This is a genomic window from Aeromonas sp. S12(2024), from assembly GCF_041402305.1.
Classification (GTDB): domain Bacteria; phylum Pseudomonadota; class Gammaproteobacteria; order Enterobacterales; family Aeromonadaceae; genus Aeromonas; species Aeromonas veronii.
The window spans coordinates 123322-148825 of sequence record NZ_JBGLRB010000012.1; the positions used below are offsets into that span (position 1 = coordinate 123322).

The window sequence follows — 25504 nt, forward strand, 5'->3', positions numbered from 1 at the left end:
CTGCCAGCAAGCCCTTATTCTGGCTTAGCACACATGGAGTGTGTCTGTCCTCCTGGAATAAATCAGAGCGAAACAGGATGTTTTTGCGTTCAGGTTTTAGCCTTATCGAGCTTATGGTCACCATAGCGCTCGTCTCTTTGTTACTCACGTTGGGGGTTCCTTCCTTCAACGCTTTGCTGCGCACTATTTCTCTCAATACTCAGGCTAACAACTTTGTTGCGGCCATCAACCTTGCCCGCTCAGAAGCCATTCGCCGCAACACGGTAGTGACCCTCTCCGCCTCTGCCGATAACCTGACCCAGCATCACTGGGAGGCTGGCTGGCAGATCTGGGTCGATGGCAACGGTAACGGCATACTGGATAATGGTGAGTTGTTGCGAGGCTTTCCCGACATGGGGGGCGGGGTATTGAGCAGCAATACCTCCCTGCTGCGTTTTAATAGCGAGGGTTTTCTTGATGGCCGCACTCCGTTGGCACGGGTATTTTCCCTGCGTCCTGATGAGTGTCGGAATGAGCCCTCCCGTGATATCAACATCACAGTGGCTGGTCGCCCTTCCATTACCGAGGCTAGCTGCCCATGATGCGAGAACGGGGTTTGTCACTGCTTGAAATCATGATCTCGGTACTGGTGCTCTCCATCGGTATTCTGGGCATGGCGACTCTGCAACTGCAGGCTCTCAAGAGTAACCAGTCGGCGCTGACGCGTACCGAGGCGACCCAGTATGCATACATGATCAACGACATGATGCGGGCTAATCGCAGCGCGGCTCTGAACGGGCAATACAATATCGACTTGGGCGAAACTGTCTCGGGTAGCTCTATGGCGGTTCAGGATCTGCAACACTGGAAGCGGGTCGTAGCCGAGCTACCAGGTGGCGATGGCGCCGTATCGGTCAGTGCCGGAAGGGCCACCATCACTATTCAGTGGGATAGCAGTCGGCTGTCGACTGATCCTGCGTCGCGCAGCATGATCCTGAGGACGGACCTATGAGCAGGAGCGGTTTGCCGCTACACCAGCACGGGATCGGCTTGGTCGAGGTGATGATCGCCTTGGTGCTCTCGCTGATAACGGTGGGGGTCATGATTCAGGTGTTTCTCGGCAATCACAAAACCTATCTCACTGGCGAGGCCATTGCCCGGGTGCGGGAAGATAGCGGATTTGCCACCAATCTGCTGCAAAAAGAGCTGCGTATGGTGGGCTATCAGGGGTGTCTCAGCAAACAGGGGGTCAATATCACCAATACCCTCAATAACAGTACGGCACTGCCCTACAACTTCACCACCTTTTTGCGTGGTTACGACAATGTGACGTCCACTTTGCCAGCCGAGCTGTCTGCTCTGTTCAGCGGTTCCGAGCCCAGACCCATGCCGGGTAGCGATATCCTGTTGGTTCAGGGGCCGGTTGGGGTTGGGGTTCCGCTCAGTCGTGATAATCATAACAGTGCCGCCCAGCTGTTTGTGCAGCAGCTATCCAGCAAGGCCGACTATTGTGGTTCCGGCGCACAGGGTTATAGCGATCTGTGCGAGGGAGATATCGTCATGGTCTCCGACTGTCAGAAGGCCAGAATATTTCAGGTCACCAAAGTACAGGGTGTGGCAGGGGGGCGTGAGGTCAATATCGTCCACTCCAATGACAACAAATATACGCCAGGCAATGCCAGCAGTTCCTGGGGGGGGGCCAGCAGCCCACCCGAGGAGCGATTCGGTCTTGGCTCGGTCGTGAACAGGGTGGAAACCCGTCTCTACTATATCGCCCGCCCCTCTGCCAGCAGCCCCTACGCGCTTTATCGCAAGAACGGGGTGGCTGCAGGTATGCCCCTTATCGAAGGGGTGGCCAATATGCAACTTACATTCGGCGAGGATCAGAACCGGGATCGGGCGGCAGATCGCTATGTGAACGCCGCCAGCAATCCAAATTGGAACAATGTACTGGGGATTGGAGTACAGCTTCTTATGCGCAGTAACCAAGGCAATGTGGTGTCGTCTCCGCAGGCCCTTAGCTTTGCCGGAGCCACCTTCCGGGCGACCGATCGCAACTGGTACTGGGTCGCCGAAACCACAGTTGCGCTGCGCAACCGGCTACCTTGAGGAGCCCAGTCATGATGGATCGACAGCAGGGGATGGCGCTGGTGATCAGCCTGATTTTTCTGGTCATGGTGAGCCTGCTGGGTATGGCCAGTATGCGTGGGGCGCAGTTGCAAGAGAAGATGGCGGGTAACCAGAAAGAGGCGCTGCAGGCATTGCAGGCGGCAGAAGCGGGCCTGCGCGCTGCCGAACGCTATATCGAGGCTGGCAACTCGGGTCCTTATGACAACAGCTCGGGCCTGTATGAATTTGTCGATACTGCGGTGGATCCCGCATCACCCTCCACATCCTGGCGCACCTATGCCAACAGCGGTCTGGCGGGGCGCGCACCCGAATACTTTATCGAACGGCTGCCCTATACCCTGGGGGGGAGCGAGGATATGGCAGTCGATGAGCCCATCAGTGAGCGTCGTCTATATCGTATTACAGCAAGGGGATTTGGTCTCTCTGACGAGAGCCGGGTGCTGTTGCAATCGACCTATAGTCGCTAGGAGGCGGGGTATGGGCAAACTCGGTTTTGGTCTTTCGATGATGCTCTGCTGCACTTCGGCGCAGGCGGCGCTCGATATTGCCCAGGTTCCCCTCTATCTCGGCACCCGGGCCGATCCCAATATCATGTTTACCCTGGATGATTCGGGTTCGATGCATTTCGAGATCATGCCCGAGTCCTTGATCGAGAACGAAGCACGCTATGTCTACCCACGAGCCAACAATGTTTATGGGAATGACGATTACTCCAACTATACGATCACCTTTGCTAGCGACAATGCCCGCAATGCCTACGTGCGCTCCAGCCATAACAACAAGCTCTATTACAACCCGCAGCTGACCTATCGTCCCTGGGCCAATGCGGATGGCTCCTTGATGGCAAATGCCAAAGTGACCTGTGCCCCTCACAACCCTATGAAGACGGCGGCCGGTTGTCGCAACCTGACTGAAACCAATCGAGCATGGTGGGCCATCTATTACACTGAGTTTTCTCCTGATTATTACAACCAAGACGAGAGTTTCTGGCCGGCTGTCTATTTTGACTACAAGGGAAGTGGCAATGTATTCAACGCCAAGAACTATACCCGGGTGGTGATAAACAAAGCGGTGGCCACCGTCTATGACGGTCGCCCCAATCGCAGTGACTGCAAAAACGCTCCCCTTTGTAGCTATGACGAAGAGATCCAGAACTTTGCCAACTGGTATACCTATTACCGCTCGCGGATTTTGGCTGCTCGTGCAGGCGTGGGACGAGCTTTTGCCAGTCAGGGAGAGGGAATTCGGGTCGGCTTTGCCACCATCAACGCCAAGGATAGTGTTATTCGTGGTGTCACCCCTTTTTCGGGTACCGACCGAAGCGCATTTTTCAATGAACTGTATGGCCGCGATATTTTGGCGAAGGGGACACCGCTGCGTACCGGCCTGAAAGAGGTAGGGGAGTATTTTTCCCGCAGTGACAATAATGGCCCCTGGTCTGCCCGTGCCGGCAGCACGCTTCCTCATCTGACTTGCCGCCAGAGCTACAACATCCTGATGACGGATGGCTACTGGAACGGTGATTCCCCCTCGGTCGGCGATCAGGACAAAGATAGCATCGAGAATACGCTGGCCGATGTGGCCTACCAGTACTGGAAGAGAGATCTGCGCCCCGATCTCGCCAACAAGGTGCCAACCAGCACGGCGGATCCGGCCAATTGGCAGCATCTGGTCAACTTTACCGTCGGGCTCGGGGTCAACGGTTCGCTCAATCCGGCCAACGGTATCCCGAGCCGCTGGCCGAATCCTTATGATTCCGATGAGTTCAAGATCGACGATCTGTGGCATGCTGCCGTCAACAGCAAAGGGAATTTCTTCAGCGCGGCAGATCCCGATACCTTCGCCGCAGCCCTGAGCAGTACGCTGGCACAGATTGCCGCCCGTAACAGCTCCGCCAGCTCGGTAACCGCCAACGCAACCCGGCTGGACAGCAATACCCACATCTACCAGGCCCGCTACAACAGCGGCGACTGGTCGGGGCAACTGGTCTCGATCCCGCTGAACAGCGATGGCACCCTTGGGGAGATCGCTTGGGATGCCGCTACCTTGATCCCCGAGCCTTCGGCACGCAATATCTTCACCCGGCAAGATGGTGTCGGCATCCCCTTTCGTTGGGATACGCTGAATGTGACCAACCGGGCTCTATTCAATGTCGCTGGTGACAACCAGGGAGAAAGCCGTGTCGCCTATCTGCGCGGTGATCGCAGTGGTGAGCAGCGCAATGGTGGTGCGTTTCGTAATCGTAGTGATCTGCTCGGCGACATCATCAATTCTGATCCCGTCTACGTGGGCAAGCGTGATTACGGTTACAGCAGTGCAGCCGGTCTGACCCAGACCGAGCGGGAGGGTTACCAGGCTTTTCTAAGCTCGACGGCGATTACCCGCCGCCCACCCATGCTCTATGTCGGTGCCAATGACGGTATGCTGCACGGATTTCGAGTCGCCGACGGTGTCGAGCGACTGGCCTATATCCCGTCCAGCCTGCTGGGCGAGCTGAATCAGTTGACCAGACCGAATTACAGCCATCGCTACTATGTGGATGGGACGCCCAAGGTGGGCGATGCCTATCTGGGCAGTCGCTGGAAGAGCATCTTGCTGGGATCCACCGGTGCCGGTGGCAAGGCGGTATTTGCCATCGATGTGACGGCCCCGGATAACTTCACCGCCGACAAGATGCTGTGGGAGTTCACCGATAGCGAAATGGGGGTTGCACTGGCGGCACCCACTCTGGTACGTGTCAAAGCCGACAACAAATGGGTTGCTCTGGTTGCGAATGGTTACAACAGCACCAGTCAGACTGCGAGGCTTTTTGTGCTGGATCTGGCGACTGGCGCCATCATCAAAGAGATTGATACCGAGGTAGGGTCTTCCAGCGAGCCCAACGGTCTATCTTCCCCCTTGCCGGTAGATCAAGACGGGGACAGGGTTGTCGACTATGTCTATGCCGGTGACCTGCACGGCAATCTGTGGAAATTCGATCTGACTGACAGAAACAGTGCCCAGTGGGGAAGTGCTTTGAAAACGGGCAACAAGCCCAAGCCGCTGTTCCAGGCCTGTAATGGCAGCTGCAGTGCCGGTACGCGTCAGCCGATCACCATGCGTCCTTTGGCTATTCGGCACCCTAAAGGGGGGGTTATGGTGATGATGGGGACTGGCAGTTATTTTACTAATGATGACAAACTGGTTCCCGCCACGCCGAGGCTGGAAGCGGTGTACGGTATCTGGGATACGGGGGCTACCGTGCTCAGTAGCCAGCTGTTGCAGCAGATCATCACCCATGAGTTTGTGGCCAACGGCACCACTATCAAGTTCAACGTGAGGGTTGTCTCCAACCGGAATGTCAATTACACCAGCCAAAAGGGTTGGTATCTGCTATTGAAATCGCCAAGCTTTAGCAAGGGGGTCGGTGAGCGGGCCGTCTCCGAGATGCTCTATCGGCATAAGCGACTGATCTTCAATACCTTGATCCCGTCGGCGGATGCCTGTGACTTTGGTGGCCGCTCTTGGTTGATGGAGCTGGATCCCATCTCGGGGGCCAGACTCACCTACTCGGTGTTCGACGTTAACGGCGACGGGGCTGTCAACGATGATGACTACGTCGCGATCAAGGATGATTCTGGTAATGACATCAAGGTGCCGGTCAGTGGCAAGCAGTTTGACGAACTCACCACGACGCCAAGCGTAGTGGAAGATGCCGAGATGGAGCGCAAATATATCAGCGGTTCCAGCGGAAATATCTCGGTCACGCTGGAAGAGGGGGCAGGCGATCTGGGTGGCCGCCAGTCCTGGTTGCAACTGGAGTAGAGGTTGGCATGGAACGTGGTTTTACCCTGATTGAGTTGATGATAGTGGTCGCAGTGGTCGCCATTCTGGCCGCGATCGCGTATCCCAGTTACAACAACTACATGGCGGCTGCCAAGCGGGCCGAAGCCAAGGCAGTGTTGCTGGAAGCGGCGCAATATCTGGAGCGGGAGTTTACTGCCAATGGCAATTACGACGCCGGTAACCTAGCCTCTGCCGGCTTGGCGACCCTGCCGAGGGATGGGGGGGCTGCGTATTACAATGTAGCGCTCAATGCCAGTGGGGCCCGTTATACCCTGACCGCCATTCCGACAGGTGTGATGAATGGTGACCCCTGCGGCCTGCTAACTCTGGATCAGGGGGGGCTGCAGGGAGTGTCGATGGCCACTATGACGGCTGCCGAGTGCTGGTAGTCAGTTACCAGCAGGCGGCAGGAGTCTTGGTGTCGGCCTTGTTGATAGTCAGGGTATCACAGGCCGTATTGCCGGCCTTGTCGCCGACCTGGGCCCCCTTGCTGGTGGCTACCAGTGTGTAGGCGGTGGCGGTGGCGCCAGAAATGCTAAAGGTGTAGTGGTCGCTGGTTGGGTTGCCCACACTGGCTATCGCACTGCTGTAACTGGCATTGGAGATGCGAAATTCTTCCTGTTTGAGCTGCATGGTCAACAAGCCCTTGATGGCATCGGCTCGACGAGATTTACGCAGACCGTCGGTAAAGCTCGGGTAGGCGACAGCAGCAATAATGGCAACAATGGCAACGACCACCATCAATTCCAGCAGGGTGATTCCAGATTGTTTGATTCTCATGGGCGCGGCAGGGTTCGTTAAACAGGTAGATACTATAGGATAGCACTGACCTCATACTCTACTGGCATGTGCGAAAAGAAAGGAGTCTTTAGCCAATGGAATGCGCAGAAGGCCGCTCAGCCGGTTTTACCGTGATTGAATTGATGATCGCTGTCGCGTTGGTCGCGTTGCTGCTGACCGTGGCGATCCCCAGTTATCAGTCATTGCACCAGGAGCAGATGGTCAAGGCGGCTACTCAGGCCGTATACACGGATATCATGCTGCTCAAGTCAGAGGCGATCAAACGTAATCGCACCTTGCAGTTTATTATCTTCAACAGCGGTACCAGTAACTGGTGCTATCGCATCAGTATTGATGGTGACAGCAGCTGTGCAAGCTGCAGCGATACTTGCTCCAGCTTGGAAGGGCGCAAAGGAGCTGACGCTAGTGAATTCCCCGGGATTATCCTGACGGGCTCATATGCCGAGAGTGCCAGCAACACTCGGCCCATCACCTTCTCACCCCGTCGCGGTACTTTGCCAAGCGGCAATATTACGGTCACCTCGTCTAATGCAAGCATGAAAGTGATCACCAGCAATCTGGGTCGAGTGAGAACCTGTGCAGTCAGCAGTGTGATCGGGGAGGTTGCATGCAATTGAAGATGCGGGGCTTTAGTCTGGTCGAGCTGATGGTGGCTATGGTGGCTGGTTTGCTGCTGGTTGCCGCAGTGACATCATTGTTTGCCACCATCCTCAAGGCTAACTATACCGCCATGCAGACCAGCCGTTTGAATCAGGAAGTACAGGCTCTGACCGACATGATCGCTCGGGACATTCAACGGGCCGGTTATGACGCCAACGCAACCCAGTTTCTTGCAGCCCCCTCTGGCAGCCGATCCAGTTTCTACTTTGATACCGTTACAGACTTGATGAACGAAACAGCTACCGGTTCCGGTTTGTATACCTGTGTCAGAGTACGTTATGACAACGATGGGAACGGTGTGTTGGGCACAGATGACACCTTGGTATACAGCTATCTGAGCGCTGATAAAGGAATCAAACAGGGAACTGGTTCCACAACATGCGGTAATGGCACTTTTATTTCGACCGATGACACCATTGAGATCACCGGGATGACGCTGAAACTGTTGCCGAGCAGTCAGGGCAGCGGGGCTCGAGCGCTGCAACTGATGGTGAGCGGTCGTTTCAAAGCGTCGCCTGCGCTGACCTTGACTCTGCAGCGCGATATCAAATTGCGTAACGACGGGTACTGAGATGAAGCGACAGTCCGGTTTTACAACCTTTACCATCACTCTATTGCTGGTGTTGATCCTGCTCGGTATCTCGCTGCTGGTTGGCAAGATGCTGGTTGCAGATCGGCGGGTAACGCTCAATGAGGTGCTCTATCGACAAGCGATGGCGATGGCTGAGGTGGGCCTGGCTGATGGACTTGGGCGGCTGGCTCTTGATCCCACTTGGCGTACCAGCGGGGCAACAACCACTTTAACGACTGGGAGCTACACATTGTCATCTGTTGACGATGCCGCTATTACGGTGGGATCTGTGGCGGTGACCCCCGTCATAGTGCGTTCCCAGGCGACGTTAAGCAATGATCAGGCCCAAGCGGTAGTAGAAACCAAAGTCGTTCGGTTCAGTGTGTTGGCCGGCACTCCTGCGGCTCCCTTGACTGTTGCTGGTGGTATGGCAGTGGGGGGTAATTTTACCATTGTGGCCAACCCAAATGGTGGCGGTCTTGGCGTTCCTCTGTCGGTCTGGACCAATGGTAATGTCGACCTCATAACTGGTACGGGGCAAACCTGTCATCAGGGGGATTATAACGGGGGGTGCTCTGCCAATATCAGCCAGAAAGGGGATAAACAGTCAGATATCAAGGACAACGATACGGCTTTCCCGACCGATTTGGTCTGGTATCTATTTAATGAAAAGGATGATGCGACAGGTTGGTCAAATCTGGAGGCTAGAGCGACCCAAAAGTTGACCGATTGCAGCAGCCTTGGCCCGACGTCAACGGGTCTTGTCATAGTGGATGGTGATTGCAAGCCTTCTGCGAATGTTGGCTCTGTGACCGCACCAGTCATTCTGATCGTGCGTAATGGCAATCTGGCAGTGAACGGTAATACCGTTCTGTATGGCCTCGTGTTCGCTTACTCATCAAATCCAGCTTCTGCAGCAACGGATGTGAAGTTGACGGGTGGCGCCATCGTAAACGGCGCTATGGTTGCCAACTATCAACTGGGTAATGCCAATGGTACCTATGATGCCAAGTACGATGCCGGTGTTTTGAGCAATATATCGAATGGCGCCTCTTTTCAGGTCGTTAATCAGGTGCCTGGTAGCTGGCGGGATTGGTAGAGGGAGATGGCGATGAATAGGCAAAAAGGATTTGGCCTGCTTGAGATCCTCATTACTCTGGTTGTGCTGGGGGTGGGGATAGTTGGACTGGTTGCAATGTCTAAGTCAGGGTTGATCATGTCGCAAGATGGTCGCCGTTATGAGACTGCTATGCGTCTGGCAGAGTCCAAGCTTGATGAGTTTCGCAATTTTAATAGTGTGGTTACCGCAACAGCACCACTGACGGCTTACAACCAAATCTCATCGGCAAGTGCTGCAGTGACCATGTCGGGGGATCCTTACTCCCTGACCTGGACGGTGACCAACCAGTATTTGAATGGCTCTAACTGGCAAAGTACAGCGCCAGTTGGTTATCGTCTCAGCTATCCGGGACGCAAGGCAATTATCGTCAGCGTTGGCTGGACCGATAGCGAAGGACAGGCCCAAACATTACAACTGGCAGGCAATGTTTCACCAATAGAGTCTCTAAGCTCGGCGCAGCTTGATGGTGGATTGGATACAACCCGACAGGGGCCAAAAGTTAATTACACCCCTGGCGTGGCGCCAGATGTTATCTCTGTCGAATTGGGAGATGGCAACAAGCAGGAGACCAGCAAGCCCTTACCTACCGTCACCTCCAAAGATGGTCAGGTTGGAAAATTGGTGCAATTTGAAACCGTCACATACAAACCTGAAGCCGGTGGCAGTACCCAGCAAGTCTTGCAAGATATGGCATCCGTCTCTTGTTCCTGTAGCTTCGATGACAACCTGAGCTCTTATCTGCCTGGCCAGATCTACAACTCGGCGAGTAACCAACTCTATTGGAAAGCAGGTGCGATGCAGAGTAAACCCACGGGGTCTCTGGATAACAGTATCAATGGCCAGCCGGCCCTATGCTCTAGCTGCTGTAAGGACCATTTCGATGGCAGCGGGTCGAGTTTTAGTAATTTCTATGCACCATTGAATACATCAAGAGTTCGTTACAACAGCTCTCTGAATGCGGTGACCAATGGTAAATATGTGGATGCGTGCCGCTTTGTCCGGTTGGATGGTTATTACCGTCCATTGCCGGACTGGAATCTGGTCAAAGTAGTCGTAACTACCGCTGATTTTTTGGCCAAGCCAGCAAATCAGGCCAGTTATCAGAAATACATCAAATATGTGGTCAAGACCTATATTGATTGGCAAAAATCGACGCTGAGGTGGGTGAAAGGGGCCTCTGCCACCTTGCCGACCATCACCGATTTTTCAACCTGGCTGGCTACCAATGCAGAAGCTGGAGGGAATACTACGACCGGGATCACAGTGAGTACCGGGACGGCGCAGCTTATTGCTCGAGGCATCTATGTGGATGTGCTTGACCCCGTCTATTTAGCCAATATTGATACCAGTTCAGTCGATTACCTAACCAAAGTACCCTTTCAGGATATCAACCTGACCATGCTGGCGGAGTGGTCAATGGGACCGTTGACTCAACTCACAGGTAATGCCACGGATTATGTTGCTGTGACCAATGAAGCGGTCAAAACCGTGGTTGATCTCAATAACTACTACTTCGGTAGTTATAGCCGAGGCTATATGACGGCGAAGAAGTCGACCAAAGATAGCAATCAGGTTCTGCGCGACGTGACCGTGCGAGTCACTGCATATCAGGGGAATTCGGGGATCACCGCATCCTTGATCTCCGCCAGAGACCAGTCACTGGCATTGACGGCAGATATGCTGGTCAAGGTCGATGCGGCGCAGCAGACCGTGCCAACCATCAAGGTGAGTGGGCGAATTCAATGTTTGGAACGTGGCAAGGGGAACAATAATCCTCCCCCCGAGGCATGTGGCAAAAATTCTTTCAGCAATTTGAGCATCAGCACACCAAACTCTGGTGCGACTTGCCGTATTGATTACCCACAGGCGAATAATCAACCGGCAGCATATCTGTGTGAAGCGCCTGAGAATTCAACGTTGGTTATCAATCTCTCATACACCAACCAGGGCAGCACCACCTTTATGTTGCAGCCATCTTCTTTCAGCGTACAGATGACCCCTCAGTCCAACAACCAAGTGCTGAGTGGCCCTTGCTCGCTGCTGGTGGACAACGGGGTGACCAATGCAACCAGTCTGACTTGCACCCGTTAAGCCTTGGGCGCTGGCACAGCCAGCGCCTTTTCTTTATCATTCCCCATCATTTTCGAATTCAAGATGCATCGCCATGGCAAAAGCCCTCTCTCTGATGCTTGCCCAGTTGAATCTGACGGTAGGCGCTATCGAAGATAACACTGACAAAGTGCTCGCGGCGGCGGCTCAGGCCGAGCAGCAAGGCGCTGATCTGCTGGTCTGTTCCGAGCTGGCCCTGACCGGCTATCCACCGGAAGATCTGCTGCTGCGCGCCGATCTGATGATCCGGGTCGAAGCTGCGTTGGCTCGTGTTGCCGAATGGCAGGGCAACTGTGCCATTTTGGTGGGTCATCCCTGGCGTGAAGGGGAGGCGCTCTACAACGCGGCTTCCCTCTATGAGCGGGGCCAACTGATTGCCCGTTACTTCAAGCAGGATTTGCCCAACTACGGCGTGTTTGATGAGAAGCGCTACTTTACCGCTGCAAGCGAGACCTGCGTGGTGCCATTCCGGGGTCACCAGCTGGGGCTGCTTATCTGCGAAGATTTGTGGCAGCCAGGTCCGGCGCTGGCCGCCAAGGCAGCGGGGGCCGAACTGCTGCTCACCATCAACGCCTCGCCCTATGATCAGGAAAAACCCTGGATCCGCCGCGAGCTGATGGCCGAGCGCTGCGATCAGACCGGTCTGCCGCTGGTCTACCTCAATCAGGTGTGCGGTCAGGACGAGCTGATTTTCGACGGCTGCTCCAAGGTGTTCAGCAGCCAGGGCGAGTTGACTCACAAGCTGGCTCCGTTTGCCGAAGAGCTGATGCTGGTACGTTTTGCTGATGGCCAGCCGGTGAAGGAGCGGGAACCCGCTGCGCCGCTGGAGCCGTTGGCCGAGACCTATCAGGCGCTGGTGCTGGCAGTGCGCGACTATGTCACCAAGAACGGCTTTCACGGCGCGGTGCTGGGTCTCTCCGGCGGCATCGACTCGGCACTGACGTTGGCCATCGCGGCCGATGCCATCGGGGCCGACAAGGTGCAGGCGGTAATGATGCCGTTCCGCTACACAGCACAGATGAGTGTGGAAGATGCCAAGGCGCAGGCCGAGCGGATGGGGGTTGAGTTCAACATCATCTCAATCGAGCCGATGTTCGAAGGGTTTATGGCCCAGCTGGCGCCGCTTTTTGAAGGTACCGCCCGCGATACCACCGAAGAGAACCTGCAGGCCCGCTGCCGCGGCGTGCTGCTGATGGCGCTCTCCAACAAGCGTCGTCGCATCGTGCTGACCACCGGCAACAAGAGCGAGATGGCGGTCGGCTATGCGACTCTTTACGGTGACATGGCCGGTGGCTTCGACGTGCTGAAAGATGTGCCCAAGACGCTGGTGTTCAAGCTGTGCGAATATCGCAACTCGGTTGATTACGTGATCCCGCAGCGGGTTATCGACCGTCCTCCTTCAGCGGAACTGGCACCGGATCAGGTGGATCAGGACAGCCTGCCGCCATACGACATCTTGGATGCCATCCTCAAGCGTTACGTGGAAGAGGATGCCTCGGTCGCCGACATGGTGGCAGAAGGGTTCGAGGAAGCGGTGGTGCGCAAGGTGATCCGCTTGGTGGATCTCAACGAATACAAGCGCCGTCAGGCGGCGGTCGGGCCCCGCATCACGGCTCGCAACTTTGGTAAGGATCGCCGTTACCCCATTACATCCGGGTTCGGCAAACAGAACTGGTAAGGAGTCACCATGAAGAAGATTGAAGCCATCATCAAACCGTTCAAGCTGGACGATGTGCGCGAGGCCCTGGCCGAGATCGGCATCAACGGCATGACCGTATCCGAAGTCAAAGGCTTCGGCCGCCAGAAGGGCCATACCGAGCTCTATCGAGGCGCCGAATATATGGTCGACTTCCTGCCGAAAGTGAAGGTGGAGCTGGTGGTGCAGGACGAGGATCTCGATGCCTGTCTGGAAGCGATCCAGAACACCGCCCGCACTGGCAAGATTGGTGATGGCAAGATCTTCGTCTGCGAGGTGGAGCGTGTCATTCGTATCCGTACCGGCGAAGAGAACGAAGACGCGATCTGACCTTGGCTATCTCTTTACCTGACCAGAGGTGCGAAGTGCTGCCTCATTTGATGGGGTGGCTGCGCTTCGTGGTGGTCGCCAGCCTGTTGGCGGGCCTGACTGCTTGCAGTACCCGTCCACCTGCTCAGCCGGAGAATCTGTGCCAGATCTTTCGCGAGAAGCCGGAGTGGCATAAGGCCGCGCTCAAGATGAACGAGAAGTGGGGGACGCCAATTCATGTGGTGATGGCCATGATGTATCAGGAGTCCTCTTACGTACATGATGCCCAGCCGCCGATGCAGTATTTTCTCTTCATCCCGACCGGGCGGGCCAGTTCGGCTTATGGTTATGCTCAGGTCAAAGATGAAACCTGGGCTGATTACCAGCGGGAAACCGGCAACAGCTGGAGTGACCGCGATGACTTTGCCGACGCCATCGATTTTATGGGTTGGTACACTAACAAGGCCCAGCGGCTAAATGGCACCTCCAAGTGGGATGCCTATGGTCAGTACCTCAACTATCACGAAGGGTGGGGTGGCTACCGGCGTGGCAGCTATCGCAGCAAGGGGTGGTTGATGAAGACCTCTCGCAAAGTGGAAGCTCGCGCCCAGCGCTACGGCGCCCAGTACCGTCAATGCAAGGATCAGCTCTCCCGTGGGGGCTGGTTCTGGTAACCAAATCAGGAGTCAGAAATGCCGTTATTGGACAGTTTTACCGTTGACCACACCCGTATGGAAGCGCCAGCGGTGCGTGTGGCCAAGACCATGCAGACCCCGAACAAGGACACCATTACCGTGTTCGACCTGCGTTTCTGCGTACCGAATCAGGAGATCCTCTCCGAGCGCGGTATCCATACGCTGGAGCACCTGTTCGCCGGTTTTATGCGTGATCACCTGAACGGCAATGGCGTGGAGATCATCGATATCTCCCCCATGGGTTGCCGTACCGGTTTCTACATGAGCCTGATCGGCGCGCCGGACGAAGCCCGTGTTGGCGCAGCCTGGCAGGCGGCCATGAGCGACGTGCTGACCGTGCAGGATCAGGCCAAGATCCCCGAGCTGAACGAGTATCAGTGCGGCACCTACAGCATGCACTCGCTGGAAGAGGCGCACGCCATCGCCCGTCATGTGCTGGAGCGAGGTATCGGCGTCAACCACAACGACGAGCTGGCCCTGCCGGAAGAGAAGCTGAAGAGTCTGTGAGGCTGATGAGCTGTCGCTCATCGGATAACCTCTTCAGGGAATGTTAAAAGAGCCGGTCAGCCATGCTGACCGGCTCTTTTTTATCTCGCCCAACCGCAATAGTGGGGATGGCTTGCTCCCCTTGCCGACTCTGATTAGGATGGTTTTTGAACCGAATCCGTTGGCGGAGGTATGACGATGAAAGGGGTATTGCTGCGTTGGCTGGCCCGTTATGACGCGTGGTGCGAGGAGTGGGGCCTCACCCAGGAGAACCGGCGCTGCTGCACGCCGGTTCGTTATGATGATGATTCAAGCAAAGAGCGAGCTTGCACAGAAGAGGCTGAGCTCAATCAAAATTGCGGGTCACGGCACCGGTAACGCTGTTGTACTCGAAGCCGAGGCCATTCGGGTGATCTGGGAAACGGCCGATAGAATCACGCAGAATATAGCTGCAATTGTTGTGAGTTTGGCCATGCTCGTCGGTTGTATAACTGTCGCTAACAGTCGATAGGTAGTCGGCTTTGTCTTGCAACGTTTGGCTTTTATTGCTGGCTTCAACCGTGTATTCAGTTTCGAGTAGCTCCTCGAAGACAAGCTTGCAGTCATCATTGCCGGAAATTGAAATATAGTCAGATGGCAATTTGCTCAGGTCATACGTCTCGTTTATACCTTTTCCTCTGGCTTCTTCGGAGCCTACTGGCCAGCCATAGAGATTGATGTCCATATTCTTGGCACCAAAACTTCCCAGATTATATAGAGCGAGAGCTTGTCCTTGTGTGGCTACAGCCCACCCAGCATGAGCCAGCTGAACTGCGTTGGCAAAGCTGCCAGCGGTCGCCGAAACCGTGCTTTTCAGGGCATCATCCTTGATATTGATAAAGCGGGGCAGGGCGGTGACGGCCAGGATCCCCAGCACTATGATCACCAGCACCAGTTCAATCAGGGTAAAGCCGTTGTTTCTGTTGTTCATCATGTTCAATGACCCATTAAATACCGCAAACAGGTGTGAGTGATATGCAGCTGATAGATACCCATTGCCATCTCGACTTTCCGGTGTTCGACCAGGACAGGGAGGCACTGCTGGCCCGTTGTCGGGCATTAGGGGTGACGGAGTATATCATTCCTGCCATCGCAGAGGATAACTGGACTCGTGTGATGGCACTGGCAGAGCAACATGACGGCTTCTTTTATGGTCTGGGCGTTCATCCCTGGTACGCCGGTGAACAGCGTGAGGGGGTGATGGATCGGCTGCGAACGCTGGTGATGAGCCAACCTGCCGGGCTGGTAGCCATAGGCGAGTGCGGGCTGGACCTCCGTTCTCACGTGCCACAGGAGGGGCAGCTTGCGCTGTTTGAGGCTCAGATCCGGCTGGCTGCTGATGCCGGGCTTCCCCTGATGATCCACTCGGTGCGTGCCAATGACACTGTGGCCAAGCTGTTGCGCCGCTTCAAGCCGCCACGTGGCGGGGTGATCCACGCTTTCAGCGGTTCGTTGCAGCAGGCGGAGACTTTCTGGCAACTGGGCTTTCGACTCGGGGTGGGCGGGGTGATCAGTTTTGAACGGGCGAACAAGACGCGAGAGGTATTTCGGGCTATGCCGCTCGAGGCTCTGGTGCTGGAAACCGATTCGCCAGATATGCCGTTGCAAGGCGCACAAGGCTCCCGAAATACACCGGAAGCGCTGCTGAAAATAGCGGAAATATTGATGACCTTGCGGGATGAACCATCGGCAGATGTTGCCAAGGTGTTATTTGAAACTGCCCGGCATATTTTCCATCACGACCAATAGCCATGAAACAAATTCGCAACACCTGATTTAGTTGTCAGGAAAAAAAATGAGCGTAAAAATCGTTTGCTGTCTAATTTTGTGACACTTGGACATTTTGATAACGATAAAATGTGACCAGCATTCTATTTTATCGGACTTTAATTAGTATAATGCGCTCCCCTTGATTAGTTGGGTTTAATAACAACTCGCTAACAAGCCAGGTGCTACTAGAGGAAGATAATAATGAATTTGTTCATGGGTCTGGTAGGGATGGCGACGCTCGTCCTTATCGCGGTGCTGTTCTCCAGCAATCGCAAGGCAATCAACGTCCGTACCGTTGTCGGTGCGTTCGCAATTCAAGCCGGTCTGGGGGCGTTTGTTCTCTATGTTCCGGTTGGTCGCGATATCCTGGTCGGCGTGTCCGACGCGGTATCCAGCGTGATCAGCTACGGCCAGAACGGGATCGACTTCCTGTTTGGCGGTCTGGTCAGCAACAAGATGTTTGAAGTGTTCGGTGGCGGCGGCTTTGTCTTTGCCTTCCGTGTTCTGCCGGTCATCATCTTCTTCTCTTCCCTGATTGCAGTGCTCTACTACCTGGGCATCATGCAGATGGTCATCAAGTTGTTGGGCGGCGGTCTGCAGAAAGTACTGGGTACTTCCCGCACCGAATCCCTGTCTGCAACTGCCAACATCTTCGTCGGTCAGACCGAAGCGCCGCTGGTGGTTCGTCCTTACATCGCCAAGATGACTGACTCCGAGCTGTTCGCCGTCATGTGTGGTGGTCTGGCCTCCGTTGCCGGTTCCGTACTGGCCGGTTACGCCTCCATGGGCGTGAAGATGGAGTACCTGATTGCTGCCTCCTTCATGGCTGCACCGGGTGGTCTGCTGTTCGCCAAGCTGCTGGTTCCCGAAACCGAGACCCCGAACTACGACGAAAGCTCTGCCGATGCCGAGCTGGATGACAAGCCTGCCAACGTCATTGACGCTGCTGCTGCTGGCGCTTCTGCCGGTATGCAACTGGCCCTGAACGTCGGCGCCATGCTGCTGGCCTTCATCGGTCTGATTGCCATGATCAACGGCATCTTCTCCGGTGTGGGTGGCTGGTTCGGTTATCCGCAACTCTCTCTGGAACTGCTGCTGGGCTGGATCTTCTCCCCGCTGGCCTTCCTGATCGGTGTGCCCTGGAATGAAGCGGTGGTTGCCGGTTCCTTCATCGGTCAGAAGCTGGTAGTGAACGAGTTCGTGGCTTACCTGAACTTCGCTCCGTACCTGAAAGACGAAGTGCTGATCAATGGTGTGGCCATGTCCGATCACACCAAGGCGATTATCTCCTTCGCACTGTGTGGTTTTGCCAACCTCTCCTCCGTTGCCATCCTGCTGGGTGGTCTGGGGTCCATGGCGCCGAACCGCCGCGGCACCATTGCACGCTTTGGTCTGAAAGCCGTACTGGCTGGCTCTCTGTCCAACCTGATGTCTGCCACTATCGCAGGCTTCTTCCTGGCACTGTCCGGCATGTAATCGCCGCCTGACTGACAGGGTATAAACACGAACGCCACGGCATCTGCCGTGGCGTTCGCGTATGGAGCGGTGACAACCGTTTTCCTATCTAAACTAATAATAAAATGAGTCAAATCGGAGGTTATATGAATGAAGTGCTACTGGCGATGGTGGCCGGCTTTATAGTTGGTTTGTTGTTTTCTTTCCTCAAATTGCCGATCCCGGCGCCTCCCGTTTTGTCCGGGGTAATGGGGATCGTCGGGGTCTATCTGGGGGGATTGGCCTACTCCTGGATCCTGACTCGTTTCTTTTCGTAAGGCTTTTTTAGACCTGGATTTGCCAGATGTGAGGTACCTCTGAAATTGGCAAATCCGGCTTGCAAACAGGGGGTATCTCGGCTGAAATAGGCGTTGCCAGCAGGGTGCTGGCAATGACTAATACTCGATGAAATCGGGTGTTGGCGGTCAAATGGAATTGATTGGGAAGTCGGGTCAGATGCTGTCGGCCTTTCTCAAGTCTTCATGGAACCAAGTCCGCACTTTTGTAAGAAAGTGACAGGGCTCTTGCCTTATTTACAGTCGCAGTGCCTGCAGGGTGTTTTGAATAACATCCCGATAGTGCCGGTGCCTTCGCACTGTAATTCCATTCCCGTATAGCTGGGGATTACTGCCTGTGCATCCATCGCTGGATGGTATGGTGGTGCCCGGTTATCTGGATTAAATCGAGACTTTGGAGAACAGAATGACTGATCTGAAAGTGGCCGCTCAGCGCGCCCTGAACCTGATGGACCTGACCACCCTGAACGATGACGACACCGATCAGAAGGTGATCGACCTGTGCCACAAGGCCAAGTCACCGGCTGGCCTGACCGCCGCCGTCTGCATCTACCCCCGTTTTATCCCTATCGCTCGCAAAACCCTGCGTGAGATCGGCGCAGCCGACGTACGCATTGCGACCGTGACCAACTTCCCGCACGGCAACGACGACATCGAGATCGCCGTGGCCGAGACCTGTGCCGCTGTCGCCTACGGTGCTGACGAAGTGGACGTGGTGTTCCCGTATCGCGCCTTCATGGCTGGCAATGAACAGATCGGTTTTGATCTGGTCAAAGCCTGTAAAGAGGCCTGTGGTGCCAACGTGCTGCTGAAAGTGATCATCGAAACCGGCGAGCTGAAAGAAGAGGCGCTGATCCGTCGCGCTTCCGAAATCTGTATCGATGCCGGTGCCGACTTCATCAAGACCTCCACCGGCAAGGTGCCGGTCAATGCAACCCCGGAAGCGGCACGCATCATGATGGAAGTGATCAAGGCCAAGAATCCGAAAGTCGGCTTCAAGCCAGCTGGTGGCGTGAAAGATGCAGCCGTTGCCGGTCAGTACCTGGCCATGGCCGAAGAGATCCTCGGCAACGACTGGGTATCCGCCCGCACCTTCCGCTTTGGTGCATCCAGCCTGCTGGCCAGTCTGCTGGCCACTCTGGGGCATGGCGACAAGCCGGCCAACACCAGCGGTTACTAATAGGTTGATGAGAGGGCGGACGGCTGTCCGCCCTGTTAGCCCCCACCATGCGGTGTGCGGGCAAGGATTCAGGCTTGTGTAACGCCAGCAATGGCGGAGGGAATGAAAGATGTTTTTGCCTCAAGAAATTATTCGCAAGAAGCGCAACGGTGAAGCGCTCAGTACCCAAGAAATTCAATTCTTCGTTCAGGGCATTACCAACAACACCATCGGTGAGGGGCAGATTGCCGCGCTGGCGATGGCGGTCTACTTCAAAGATATGACCATGGATGAGCGGGTTGCCCTGACCTGCGCCATGCGCGACTCCGGCATGGTATTGACTTGGGATCACCTCAATCTGGGTGGCCCGATTGTCGACAAGCACTCCACCGGTGGTGTGGGGGATGTTGTCTCCCTGATGCTTGGCCCGATGGTCGCTGCCTGCGGCGGTTTCGTGCCGATGATCTCCGGCCGTGGTCTGGGCCACACCGGCGGCACCCTCGACAAGCTGGATGCCATTCCCGGCTACCAGACCTCGGTCGACAACGACCGTTTCCTGAAAGTGGTGAAAGAGGCGGGGGTCGCCATCATCGGCCAGACCGGCGATCTTGCCCCCGCTGACAAGCGTATCTATGCAGTACGTGACATTACTGCAACCGTCGAATCCATCGCCATGATCACCGGCTCCATCCTCTCCAAGAAGCTCGCCTCCGGGCTCGAAGCGCTGGTGATGGATGTGAAAGTGGGCTCCGGCGCCTTTATGCCGACCTTCGAAGCCTCCGAAGAGCTGGCCAAGAGCATAGTCGCCGTGGCCAACGGTGCCGGTTGCCGCACCTCTGCGCTCTTGACCGATATGAACCAGGTGCTGGCCTCCAGCGCCGGTAACGCGGTGGAAGTGCGTGAAGCTGTGCGCTACCTGACCGGTGAATACCGTAACCCGCGCATCCACGAAGTGACCATGGCGCTGTGTGCCGAGATGCTTATCTCTGCAGGCTTGGCCAGCGACGAGCGCGATGCCCGCGCCAAGCTGCAGGCGGTGCTGGATAACGGCAAGGCGGCCGAGATCTTCGGTCGCATGGTGACAGGTCTCGGTGGCCCGGCCGATTTTATGGAGCGTTATGACGCTTACCTGCCCAAGGCTGCCATCGTGCGCCCGGTCTTCGCGGCCAATAGCGGTTTTGTGACCGCCATGGATACCCGCGAGCTGGGTCTGGCCGTGGTGGCGATGGGCGGTGGTCGCCGCGCAGCCGGTGACAAACTTGATTATGCGGTCGGTCTGACCGACTTTATCCGCCTGGGTCAAAGCGTCGATGCTGACAAGCCGATCGCGATGATCCACGCTCAGACTGAAGAGCAATATGCTCAGGCTGCCAGCATGGTGCAGGCGGCTGTCCGGATTGGTGGCGAGCGGCCGGAGGCACTGCCTGAAGTGTACCGCCGTATCACCCTGGCCGATTTGTAACAAGGGGAAGACCCATGAAACGTACCTTTATTCTGATGATGGACTCTTTCGGTATTGGCGCTGCTGCCGACGCCGACAAGTTCGGAGATGTGGGCGCCAACACCCTTGGCCATATCGCCAAGGCGTGTGCGGCAGGTGAAATTGAAGGCCGTGGCGCCCTTAATCTACCCAACCTCAACAAGCTGGGTCTGGGCCACGCCTGCGAGCAGGCCTCCGGCTACTTCCCGGAAGGGCTGAAGAAAGATATCGAAGTGGTCGGTGCCTATGGCTTTGCTCAGGAGCTCTCCTCCGGCAAGGACACCCCGTCCGGTCACTGGGAGATCGCCGGTGTGCCCGTACTGTTCGAGTGGGGCTACTTCAAGGATCACCACAACAGCTTCCCGCAGGAGCTGCTGGACGCCATCGTCGAGAAGGCTGGTCTGCCGGGCTATCTGGGCAACTGCCACGCTTCCGGTACCCAGGTGCTGGACGATCTGGGCGAAGAGCACATGCGCACCGGCAAGCCGATCCTCTACACCTCTGCCGACTCCGTGTTCCAGATTGCCTGCCACGAAGAGACCTACGGCCTCGAGAAGCTCTATGAGCTGTGCCACATCGTGCGCGAGCTGCTGGAGCCCTACAACATCGGCCGCGTGATTGCGCGTCCGTTCGTGGGCAGTGGCAAGGGCAACTTCAAGCGCACCGGCAACCGTCACGACTACTCAGTGCTGCCGCCGGCGCCGACCGTGCTGGATTACATGAAAGATGCGGGCGGTCAGGTGGTCTCCATCGGCAAGATTGCCGACATCTATGCCCAGCAGGGCATCACCAAGCAGGTGAAAGGGACCGGTCTGACCGAGTTGTGGGATCGCACGCTGGAAGAGGTGAAAGCGGCCGGTGACAACACCATCGTCTTCACCAACTTCGTCGACTTCGACTCCTCCTACGGCCACCGCCGTGATGTTGCCGGTTATGCCGGTGCGCTGGAGTATTTCGATTCCCGCCTGCCGGAGCTGTTTGATCTGCTGCAAGATGGCGACGTGGTGGTGCTGACTGCCGACCACGGCTGCGACCCGACCTGGGGTGGTACCGACCACACCCGCGAATACATTCCGGTGCTGTTTTTCGGCAAGCCGGTCAAGGCTGGCTCCGTCGGTCGTCGCGAGACCTTTGCCGATATCGGCCAGAGCATCGCGGCTTACCACGGCCTGCCGAAACTGGCGTACGGTACCAGCTTCCTGTAATTTACCCGCCCGCCACTTCGGCGGCGGGCAATTTATAAAACAATAAAACTCAACCTAGTGTGAAGGAATCAAGAGAATGGCAACTCCTCATATCAATGCGAAAGATGGCGCCTTTGCTGATACCGTGCTGATGCCGGGCGACCCCCTGCGCGCCAAGTACATCGCTGAAACTTTCCTGGAGAACGTTGAGCAGATCTGCGACGTGCGCAACATGTTCGGGTTCACCGGTACCTACAAGGGCCGTCGTATCTCCGTCATGGGTCACGGCATGGGTATTCCGTCCTGCTCCATCTACGCCAAAGAGCTGATCACCGATTACGGTGTGAAGACCCTGATCCGTGTGGGCTCCTGTGGCGCTGTGCGTGAAGACGTGAAACTGCGTGACGTGGTGATCGGTATGGGTGCCTGCACCGATTCCAAAGTAAACCGTCTGCGCTTCAAGGATCACGACTTCGCTGCTATCGCCGACTTCGACCTGGTTGCCAATGCCGTGCAGGCCGCCAAGAACAAGGGCGTTGCCGTGCGCGTCGGTAACATCTTCTCCGCCGACCTGTTCTACACTCCGGACCCCTCCATGTTCGATGTCATGGAAAAATACGGCATCCTGGGTGTCGAGATGGAAGCCGCCGGTATCTACGGCGTGGCCGCAGAGTACGGTGCCAAGGCGCTGACCATCTGCACCGTATCCGACCATATCCGTACCGGTGAGCAGACCACCTCTGAAGAGCGTCAGCTGACCTTCAACGACATGATCGAGATCGCACTGGATTCCGTCCTGCTGGGCGACAAGTAATTCCCTTGCGAATAAGAAACGGCGGCCTTCTGGCCGCCGTTTTTGTATCTGCTCATTGGTTGCGCCATCAATTTTCCGGAGGTGGCGAGGGGGGCGTACTCTTTTTCTTGTGCTTGCGCACCCGCATGTAGTTACGGCGCACGCCGTAGGAGATGAGCACCCCGGCCAGCAGGGCGACCAGCAGCATCAGGCGCTGTTTCTCCTGCACCACCTTGAGCCGGGTGTCCTTGTCTGCCAACATCTGTTGCTCTTCCAGGGTGATGCGCAGGAAGCCGATGGTCTGCTCGCCATCCCGGATCTCCTGTACGAACTGGATCCGCCCCTTGCCCTGCTCCGGTAGTGACTTGTTATCGCTGCCGATGGGCAGCAGGCTCTCCAGCGGCACCGCCTGCTCAGACTGGGCGAGGGGAATGCCGCGTCCGTCGTAGAGGGTGGCATCGAGGATCTCCGGCTCCGCAGCCAGATCCCGCGCCAGCCGCTCCAGCTCGCTGCTCTTCTCCTCCTTGATCCAGCGTTTCATGTCGCGGGCAGCATAGGCGACCAGCGCCTGCGCCCGGTTGCGCGCTTCGCTGTGCAGCGAGGCCTGGCTTTCACCCTGCATATGGATAAGCACACCGAGCACCCAGCATCCGAGCAGGATACCGGCACCCAGGCTGAGAACACGTTTGATGGGAAGATGACGCTGCAAGCGCGAGACCTCATGGTAACAAGGAGTGGCGGGATCTTGGCGCTTGCCTGTACAAAAAGCAATACGCTACTCTGGGCCAGCATTGTTAACCCCCTGATCACCAAGGAAGGCGTATCCCTTATGTTGTTGTCCCGGCTCCCCCCTCTGTTATCCGATTGGCCCGCGTTGTTGTCCGGCTCACCCTGTTGGCAGCTCAGCGCAGATGCGTTGCAACCGACAGAGACTCCGCAGGCTGGCGGCTGGTTGGTGCTGTTTGGCAAGGGGCTGGGTGCCTCCCATCTGGCGCGTCTGTCGCCACTGTTGGCAGCACAGGAGTTGGCGGCCACCCTCTATCCTCCCACCGAGGTGGCGGGCGTGCCTTTGCTGCTGCTTGGCTGCGATCGCTTCTCTGCCGATTTGGTGGCCGAGCTCAAGAGCGGTGAGTGGGAAATCGATCTCTGCCATCTGCCCGCCCTGCCGACCCTGAACGAGCCCGGCCTGCTGGTGATGGATATGGACTCCACCGCGATCCGCATCGAGTGCATCGACGAGATTGCCCGGCTTGCCGGGGTCGGCGAGCAGGTGGCGGCAGTAACGGCCGCAGCCATGCAGGGCAAGCTGGAGTTTTCCGACAGCCTGCGCAATCGGGTTGCCCTGTTGGCAGGGGCGCCGGTCACTATTCTCGACGAGGTGGCGGCATGGATGCCCTGGATGCCGGGCTTGCAGCTGATGGTCGATACCCTCAAAGGGGCGGGTTGGAAGGTGGCCATCGCCTCCGGCGGTTTTACCCGTTTTGCTGGCCAGTTGCAGCGCGAGCTGGGGCTCGATGCCATCTTCGCCAACGAGCTGGCGGTGGAAGGGGAGCAACTGAGCGGCAAGGTGAGCGGGCGCATCGTTGATGCCAGCGTCAAGGCCGAGGTGTTGCAGCAGCTTGCTCAGGAGTACGGCATTGCTGCCGCCCAGACCGTGGCCATCGGCGATGGTGCCAACGATCTCAAAATGATGGGGGTCGCGGGCCTTGGCATTGCCATTCACGCCAAACCACTGGTGCGGGCGCAGGCGGCGGCCACCCTCAATCATCACGATCTGGAGGGGGTGATCTGCCTGCTGGCGGCGCGGGCCTGCAGCGAGCAACGTTGGGACCAGCGCTGACAGTGTTTCAAGGAGGAAACCAATAAAAATGGAATTGTTGCAGCAGTCTCTGTTTATCCCCTGTGGCGCCCATCAATTGCATGTGCGCCACATCAAACCCCGGGTCGCCGTGCATGGCGAGCCGATCCTGATGGTGCATGGCGCCATCGAGAACGGTCGCATCTTCTATACCGAATCGGGCAAGGGGCTGGCCTGCTTTCTGGCCCGCCACGGCTATCAGGTCTATGTGGCTGATTTGCGGGGGCGGGGGCTCAGCACTCCGGCCATCGCCGAGCAGGCAGAGCACGGTCAGCATGAGCTGATCACCGAGGATCTGCCCGCCCTGCACCGCTGGATTGCCGAGCGCCATCATGGCTTCAAGGTGCACTGGGTGGCCCACTCCTGGGGCGGTGTCATCATGGCCTCGACCCTGGTGCGCTTCCCCGAGCTGGCGGACCAGGTGGCCAGCCTGCTGTTTTTTGGCACCAAGCGCGGTGTGTCGGTGCACAATCCCGAGCGCTGGCTGAAGGTGGATCTGATCTGGAATCGGTTGGCCCCCTGGCTGGCTCGCCGCCGTGGTTTTCTGGCGGCTCGTACTCTGAAGATCGGTGCTGACGACGAGCCGCTGCGCTATCTGCAGGAGACCATCCCCTGGGTCAAGTGCGGCCCCTGGCAGGATCCTCACGACGGTTTTGCCTATGACGAGGCGGCGGCACGAGTCAACTGGCCACCGCTCTGGATGATCTCGGCCAAAGCGGACAAGGTGCTGGGTCACCCGACCGATGTGCGCCGTTTCAGCGACGAGATGGGTTCGGCAACTCGTCACACCCGATTGGGGCGGGACAACGGCAACCGCCTCGATTATGACCACATCAATATGCTGACCGCCCCGCAGGCGCAGGAGGATCACTTTCCCCAGATCCTCGACTGGTTGCTTAACCCGCAGGCGGTATGACAAAAAACAGGGCGCCTCGAGCGCTAATGCCAGTCAGTTAAGCCTGACTGGCATTGTTTTTATTGGCTTTTTGCACTGCATACTTTTGTGGTCTTGGCTTCACACTGCGGGGATAACTCCGCTCCCTTCGCTCC

At 56.7% G+C, this 25504-nt stretch carries 26 protein-coding genes; 23 read left to right on the forward strand and 3 right to left on the reverse strand.

What is annotated here, in order from left to right:
• The first annotated feature begins 77 nt into the window (after window positions 1–77).
• From tppE to tppA, 6 genes are read left to right on the forward strand one after another with little or no spacing between them, the layout of a single operon-like run.
• A complete protein-coding gene (tppE, locus tag ACB035_RS13135; protein ID WP_100646794.1) occupies window positions 78–581 on the forward strand; it encodes a type IVa pilus pseudopilin TppE in 504 nt (167 codons plus the stop codon).
• Between the two features lie 14 nt (window positions 582–595).
• Window positions 596–991: a type IV pilus modification protein PilV gene (gene pilV, locus ACB035_RS13140; RefSeq protein ID WP_272950156.1), complete on the forward strand. Its 396-nt coding sequence runs from the start codon at window positions 596–598 to the stop codon at window positions 989–991.
• Window positions 988–2088 carry a PilW family protein gene (locus ACB035_RS13145; protein WP_257690773.1) on the forward strand — a complete coding sequence of 367 codons (1101 nt, stop codon included), beginning with the start codon at window positions 988–990 and terminating at the stop codon, window positions 2086–2088. The genes pilV and ACB035_RS13145 overlap by 4 nt, the downstream gene beginning before the upstream one ends.
• Window positions 2089–2099: 11 nt before the next feature.
• On the forward strand, window positions 2100–2576 hold the full coding sequence (locus tag ACB035_RS13150; protein ID WP_234898295.1) for a PilX N-terminal domain-containing pilus assembly protein: 477 nt from the start codon (window positions 2100–2102) through the stop codon (window positions 2574–2576).
• Between the two features lie 10 nt (window positions 2577–2586).
• Window positions 2587–5913 (forward strand): pilus assembly protein, encoded by a 3327-nt coding sequence (locus tag ACB035_RS13155; RefSeq protein WP_371167427.1) that lies wholly within the window; start codon window positions 2587–2589, stop codon window positions 5911–5913.
• Window positions 5914–5921: 8 nt separating this feature from the next.
• Window positions 5922–6323, forward strand: a complete 402-nt coding sequence (gene tppA, locus ACB035_RS13160) for a type IVa pilus pseudopilin TppA (RefSeq protein WP_123173788.1) — start codon at window positions 5922–5924, stop codon at window positions 6321–6323.
• Window positions 6324–6327: 4 nt separating this feature from the next.
• Here the strand turns inward: tppA and ACB035_RS13165 are convergent, their stop codons facing one another.
• Window positions 6328–6714, reverse strand: coding sequence for a type IV pilin protein (locus ACB035_RS13165; protein ID WP_100646788.1), 387 nt, complete (start codon window positions 6712–6714; stop codon window positions 6328–6330).
• A gap of 95 nt (window positions 6715–6809) precedes the next feature.
• Here ACB035_RS13165 and ACB035_RS13170 point away from each other — a divergent pair, with 95 nt between their 5' ends.
• The 8 genes from ACB035_RS13170 (at window position 6810) to luxS (ending at window position 14402) form a co-directional block, all read left to right on the forward strand.
• Complete coding sequence (locus ACB035_RS13170) at window positions 6810–7352, forward strand: GspH/FimT family pseudopilin (protein WP_371167428.1); 543 nt, start codon at window positions 6810–6812, stop codon at window positions 7350–7352.
• Window positions 7343–7966, forward strand: a complete 624-nt coding sequence (locus ACB035_RS13175) for a PilW family protein (RefSeq protein WP_123173786.1) — start codon at window positions 7343–7345, stop codon at window positions 7964–7966. The genes ACB035_RS13170 and ACB035_RS13175 overlap by 10 nt, the downstream gene beginning before the upstream one ends.
• 1 nt (window position 7967) lies before the next feature.
• Window positions 7968–9065 carry a PilX N-terminal domain-containing pilus assembly protein gene (locus ACB035_RS13180; RefSeq protein WP_100654563.1) on the forward strand — a complete coding sequence of 366 codons (1098 nt, stop codon included), beginning with the start codon at window positions 7968–7970 and terminating at the stop codon, window positions 9063–9065.
• A gap of 12 nt (window positions 9066–9077) precedes the next feature.
• Complete coding sequence (locus tag ACB035_RS13185) at window positions 9078–11177, forward strand: prepilin-type N-terminal cleavage/methylation domain-containing protein (protein ID WP_371167429.1); 2100 nt, start codon at window positions 9078–9080, stop codon at window positions 11175–11177.
• Window positions 11178–11250: 73 nt separating this feature from the next.
• Window positions 11251–12873, forward strand: a complete 1623-nt coding sequence (locus ACB035_RS13190) for an NAD+ synthase (protein ID WP_371167430.1) — start codon at window positions 11251–11253, stop codon at window positions 12871–12873.
• A 9-nt stretch (window positions 12874–12882) separates the two neighbouring features.
• Complete coding sequence (gene glnB, locus ACB035_RS13195; protein WP_005308848.1) at window positions 12883–13221, forward strand: nitrogen regulatory protein P-II; 339 nt, start codon at window positions 12883–12885, stop codon at window positions 13219–13221.
• A gap of 50 nt (window positions 13222–13271) precedes the next feature.
• A complete protein-coding gene (locus ACB035_RS13200; RefSeq protein ID WP_263086424.1) occupies window positions 13272–13874 on the forward strand; it encodes a hypothetical protein in 603 nt (200 codons plus the stop codon).
• A gap of 18 nt (window positions 13875–13892) precedes the next feature.
• Window positions 13893–14402 carry an S-ribosylhomocysteine lyase gene (gene luxS, locus ACB035_RS13205; protein ID WP_005340462.1) on the forward strand — a complete coding sequence of 170 codons (510 nt, stop codon included), beginning with the start codon at window positions 13893–13895 and terminating at the stop codon, window positions 14400–14402.
• 325 nt (window positions 14403–14727) lie between these two features.
• Here the strand turns inward: luxS and ACB035_RS13210 are convergent, their stop codons facing one another.
• The gene (locus tag ACB035_RS13210; protein ID WP_371167431.1) at window positions 14728–15354 is read right to left on the reverse strand and encodes a type II secretion system protein; all 627 of its coding nucleotides are present in this window, start codon (window positions 15352–15354) and stop codon (window positions 14728–14730) included.
• Between the two features lie 41 nt (window positions 15355–15395).
• Between ACB035_RS13210 and ACB035_RS13215 the strand changes: the two genes are divergently transcribed.
• From ACB035_RS13215 to deoD, 7 genes are all read left to right on the forward strand, one after another.
• The gene (locus ACB035_RS13215; protein ID WP_371167432.1) at window positions 15396–16169 is read left to right on the forward strand and encodes a TatD family hydrolase; all 774 of its coding nucleotides are present in this window, start codon (window positions 15396–15398) and stop codon (window positions 16167–16169) included.
• Window positions 16170–16391: 222 nt separating this feature from the next.
• Entirely contained in the window at window positions 16392–17666 is a 1275-nt protein-coding gene (locus ACB035_RS13220) for a NupC/NupG family nucleoside CNT transporter (protein ID WP_005340466.1), read from the forward strand.
• A 125-nt stretch (window positions 17667–17791) separates the two neighbouring features.
• On the forward strand, window positions 17792–17962 hold the full coding sequence (locus ACB035_RS13225) for a XapX domain-containing protein (RefSeq protein ID WP_005340467.1): 171 nt from the start codon (window positions 17792–17794) through the stop codon (window positions 17960–17962).
• Between the two features lie 424 nt (window positions 17963–18386).
• On the forward strand, window positions 18387–19160 hold the full coding sequence (deoC, locus tag ACB035_RS13230) for a deoxyribose-phosphate aldolase (RefSeq protein WP_257123759.1): 774 nt from the start codon (window positions 18387–18389) through the stop codon (window positions 19158–19160).
• 109 nt (window positions 19161–19269) lie between these two features.
• Window positions 19270–20601, forward strand: a complete 1332-nt coding sequence (gene deoA, locus ACB035_RS13235; RefSeq protein ID WP_005341327.1) for a thymidine phosphorylase — start codon at window positions 19270–19272, stop codon at window positions 20599–20601.
• A gap of 14 nt (window positions 20602–20615) precedes the next feature.
• On the forward strand, window positions 20616–21824 hold the full coding sequence (locus tag ACB035_RS13240) for a phosphopentomutase (RefSeq protein ID WP_323875835.1): 1209 nt from the start codon (window positions 20616–20618) through the stop codon (window positions 21822–21824).
• A gap of 76 nt (window positions 21825–21900) precedes the next feature.
• The gene (gene deoD, locus ACB035_RS13245) at window positions 21901–22617 is read left to right on the forward strand and encodes a purine-nucleoside phosphorylase (RefSeq protein ID WP_005340471.1); all 717 of its coding nucleotides are present in this window, start codon (window positions 21901–21903) and stop codon (window positions 22615–22617) included.
• Window positions 22618–22684: 67 nt separating this feature from the next.
• Here the strand turns inward: deoD and ACB035_RS13250 are convergent, their stop codons facing one another.
• The gene (locus ACB035_RS13250) at window positions 22685–23305 is read right to left on the reverse strand and encodes an AhpA/YtjB family protein (protein WP_005340472.1); all 621 of its coding nucleotides are present in this window, start codon (window positions 23303–23305) and stop codon (window positions 22685–22687) included.
• Between the two features lie 120 nt (window positions 23306–23425).
• On the opposite strand from ACB035_RS13250, the gene serB reads away from it, so the two are divergent.
• On the forward strand, window positions 23426–24436 hold the full coding sequence (gene serB / locus ACB035_RS13255) for a phosphoserine phosphatase SerB (protein WP_371167433.1): 1011 nt from the start codon (window positions 23426–23428) through the stop codon (window positions 24434–24436).
• Window positions 24437–24464: 28 nt separating this feature from the next.
• The gene (locus ACB035_RS13260) at window positions 24465–25370 is read left to right on the forward strand and encodes an alpha/beta fold hydrolase (protein WP_139741589.1); all 906 of its coding nucleotides are present in this window, start codon (window positions 24465–24467) and stop codon (window positions 25368–25370) included.
• The last annotated feature ends 134 nt before the right edge of the window (window positions 25371–25504 follow it).

Coding starts and splice junctions, on each gene's coding strand:
- tppE (WP_100646794.1), top strand. CDS start 78: ATGTTTTTGCGTTCAGGTTTTAGCCTTATCGAGCTTATGGTCACCATA.
- ACB035_RS13145 (WP_257690773.1), top strand. CDS start 988: ATGAGCAGGAGCGGTTTGCCGCTACACCAGCACGGGATCGGCTTGGTC.
- ACB035_RS13150 (WP_234898295.1), top strand. CDS start 2,100: ATGATGGATCGACAGCAGGGGATGGCGCTGGTGATCAGCCTGATTTTT.
- ACB035_RS13155 (WP_371167427.1), top strand. CDS start 2,587: ATGGGCAAACTCGGTTTTGGTCTTTCGATGATGCTCTGCTGCACTTCG.
- tppA (WP_123173788.1), top strand. CDS start 5,922: ATGGAACGTGGTTTTACCCTGATTGAGTTGATGATAGTGGTCGCAGTG.
- ACB035_RS13165 (WP_100646788.1), bottom strand. CDS start 6,714: ATGAGAATCAAACAATCTGGAATCACCCTGCTGGAATTGATGGTGGTC.
- ACB035_RS13170 (WP_371167428.1), top strand. CDS start 6,810: ATGGAATGCGCAGAAGGCCGCTCAGCCGGTTTTACCGTGATTGAATTG.
- ACB035_RS13175 (WP_123173786.1), top strand. CDS start 7,343: ATGCAATTGAAGATGCGGGGCTTTAGTCTGGTCGAGCTGATGGTGGCT.
- ACB035_RS13180 (WP_100654563.1), top strand. CDS start 7,968: ATGAAGCGACAGTCCGGTTTTACAACCTTTACCATCACTCTATTGCTG.
- ACB035_RS13185 (WP_371167429.1), top strand. CDS start 9,078: ATGAATAGGCAAAAAGGATTTGGCCTGCTTGAGATCCTCATTACTCTG.
- ACB035_RS13190 (WP_371167430.1), top strand. CDS start 11,251: ATGGCAAAAGCCCTCTCTCTGATGCTTGCCCAGTTGAATCTGACGGTA.
- glnB (WP_005308848.1), top strand. CDS start 12,883: ATGAAGAAGATTGAAGCCATCATCAAACCGTTCAAGCTGGACGATGTG.
- ACB035_RS13200 (WP_263086424.1), top strand. CDS start 13,272: ATGGGGTGGCTGCGCTTCGTGGTGGTCGCCAGCCTGTTGGCGGGCCTG.
- luxS (WP_005340462.1), top strand. CDS start 13,893: ATGCCGTTATTGGACAGTTTTACCGTTGACCACACCCGTATGGAAGCG.
- ACB035_RS13210 (WP_371167431.1), bottom strand. CDS start 15,354: ATGATGAACAACAGAAACAACGGCTTTACCCTGATTGAACTGGTGCTG.
- ACB035_RS13215 (WP_371167432.1), top strand. CDS start 15,396: ATGCAGCTGATAGATACCCATTGCCATCTCGACTTTCCGGTGTTCGAC.
- ACB035_RS13220 (WP_005340466.1), top strand. CDS start 16,392: ATGAATTTGTTCATGGGTCTGGTAGGGATGGCGACGCTCGTCCTTATC.
- ACB035_RS13225 (WP_005340467.1), top strand. CDS start 17,792: ATGAATGAAGTGCTACTGGCGATGGTGGCCGGCTTTATAGTTGGTTTG.
- deoC (WP_257123759.1), top strand. CDS start 18,387: ATGACTGATCTGAAAGTGGCCGCTCAGCGCGCCCTGAACCTGATGGAC.
- deoA (WP_005341327.1), top strand. CDS start 19,270: ATGTTTTTGCCTCAAGAAATTATTCGCAAGAAGCGCAACGGTGAAGCG.
- ACB035_RS13240 (WP_323875835.1), top strand. CDS start 20,616: ATGAAACGTACCTTTATTCTGATGATGGACTCTTTCGGTATTGGCGCT.
- deoD (WP_005340471.1), top strand. CDS start 21,901: ATGGCAACTCCTCATATCAATGCGAAAGATGGCGCCTTTGCTGATACC.
- serB (WP_371167433.1), top strand. CDS start 23,426: ATGTTGTTGTCCCGGCTCCCCCCTCTGTTATCCGATTGGCCCGCGTTG.
- ACB035_RS13260 (WP_139741589.1), top strand. CDS start 24,465: ATGGAATTGTTGCAGCAGTCTCTGTTTATCCCCTGTGGCGCCCATCAA.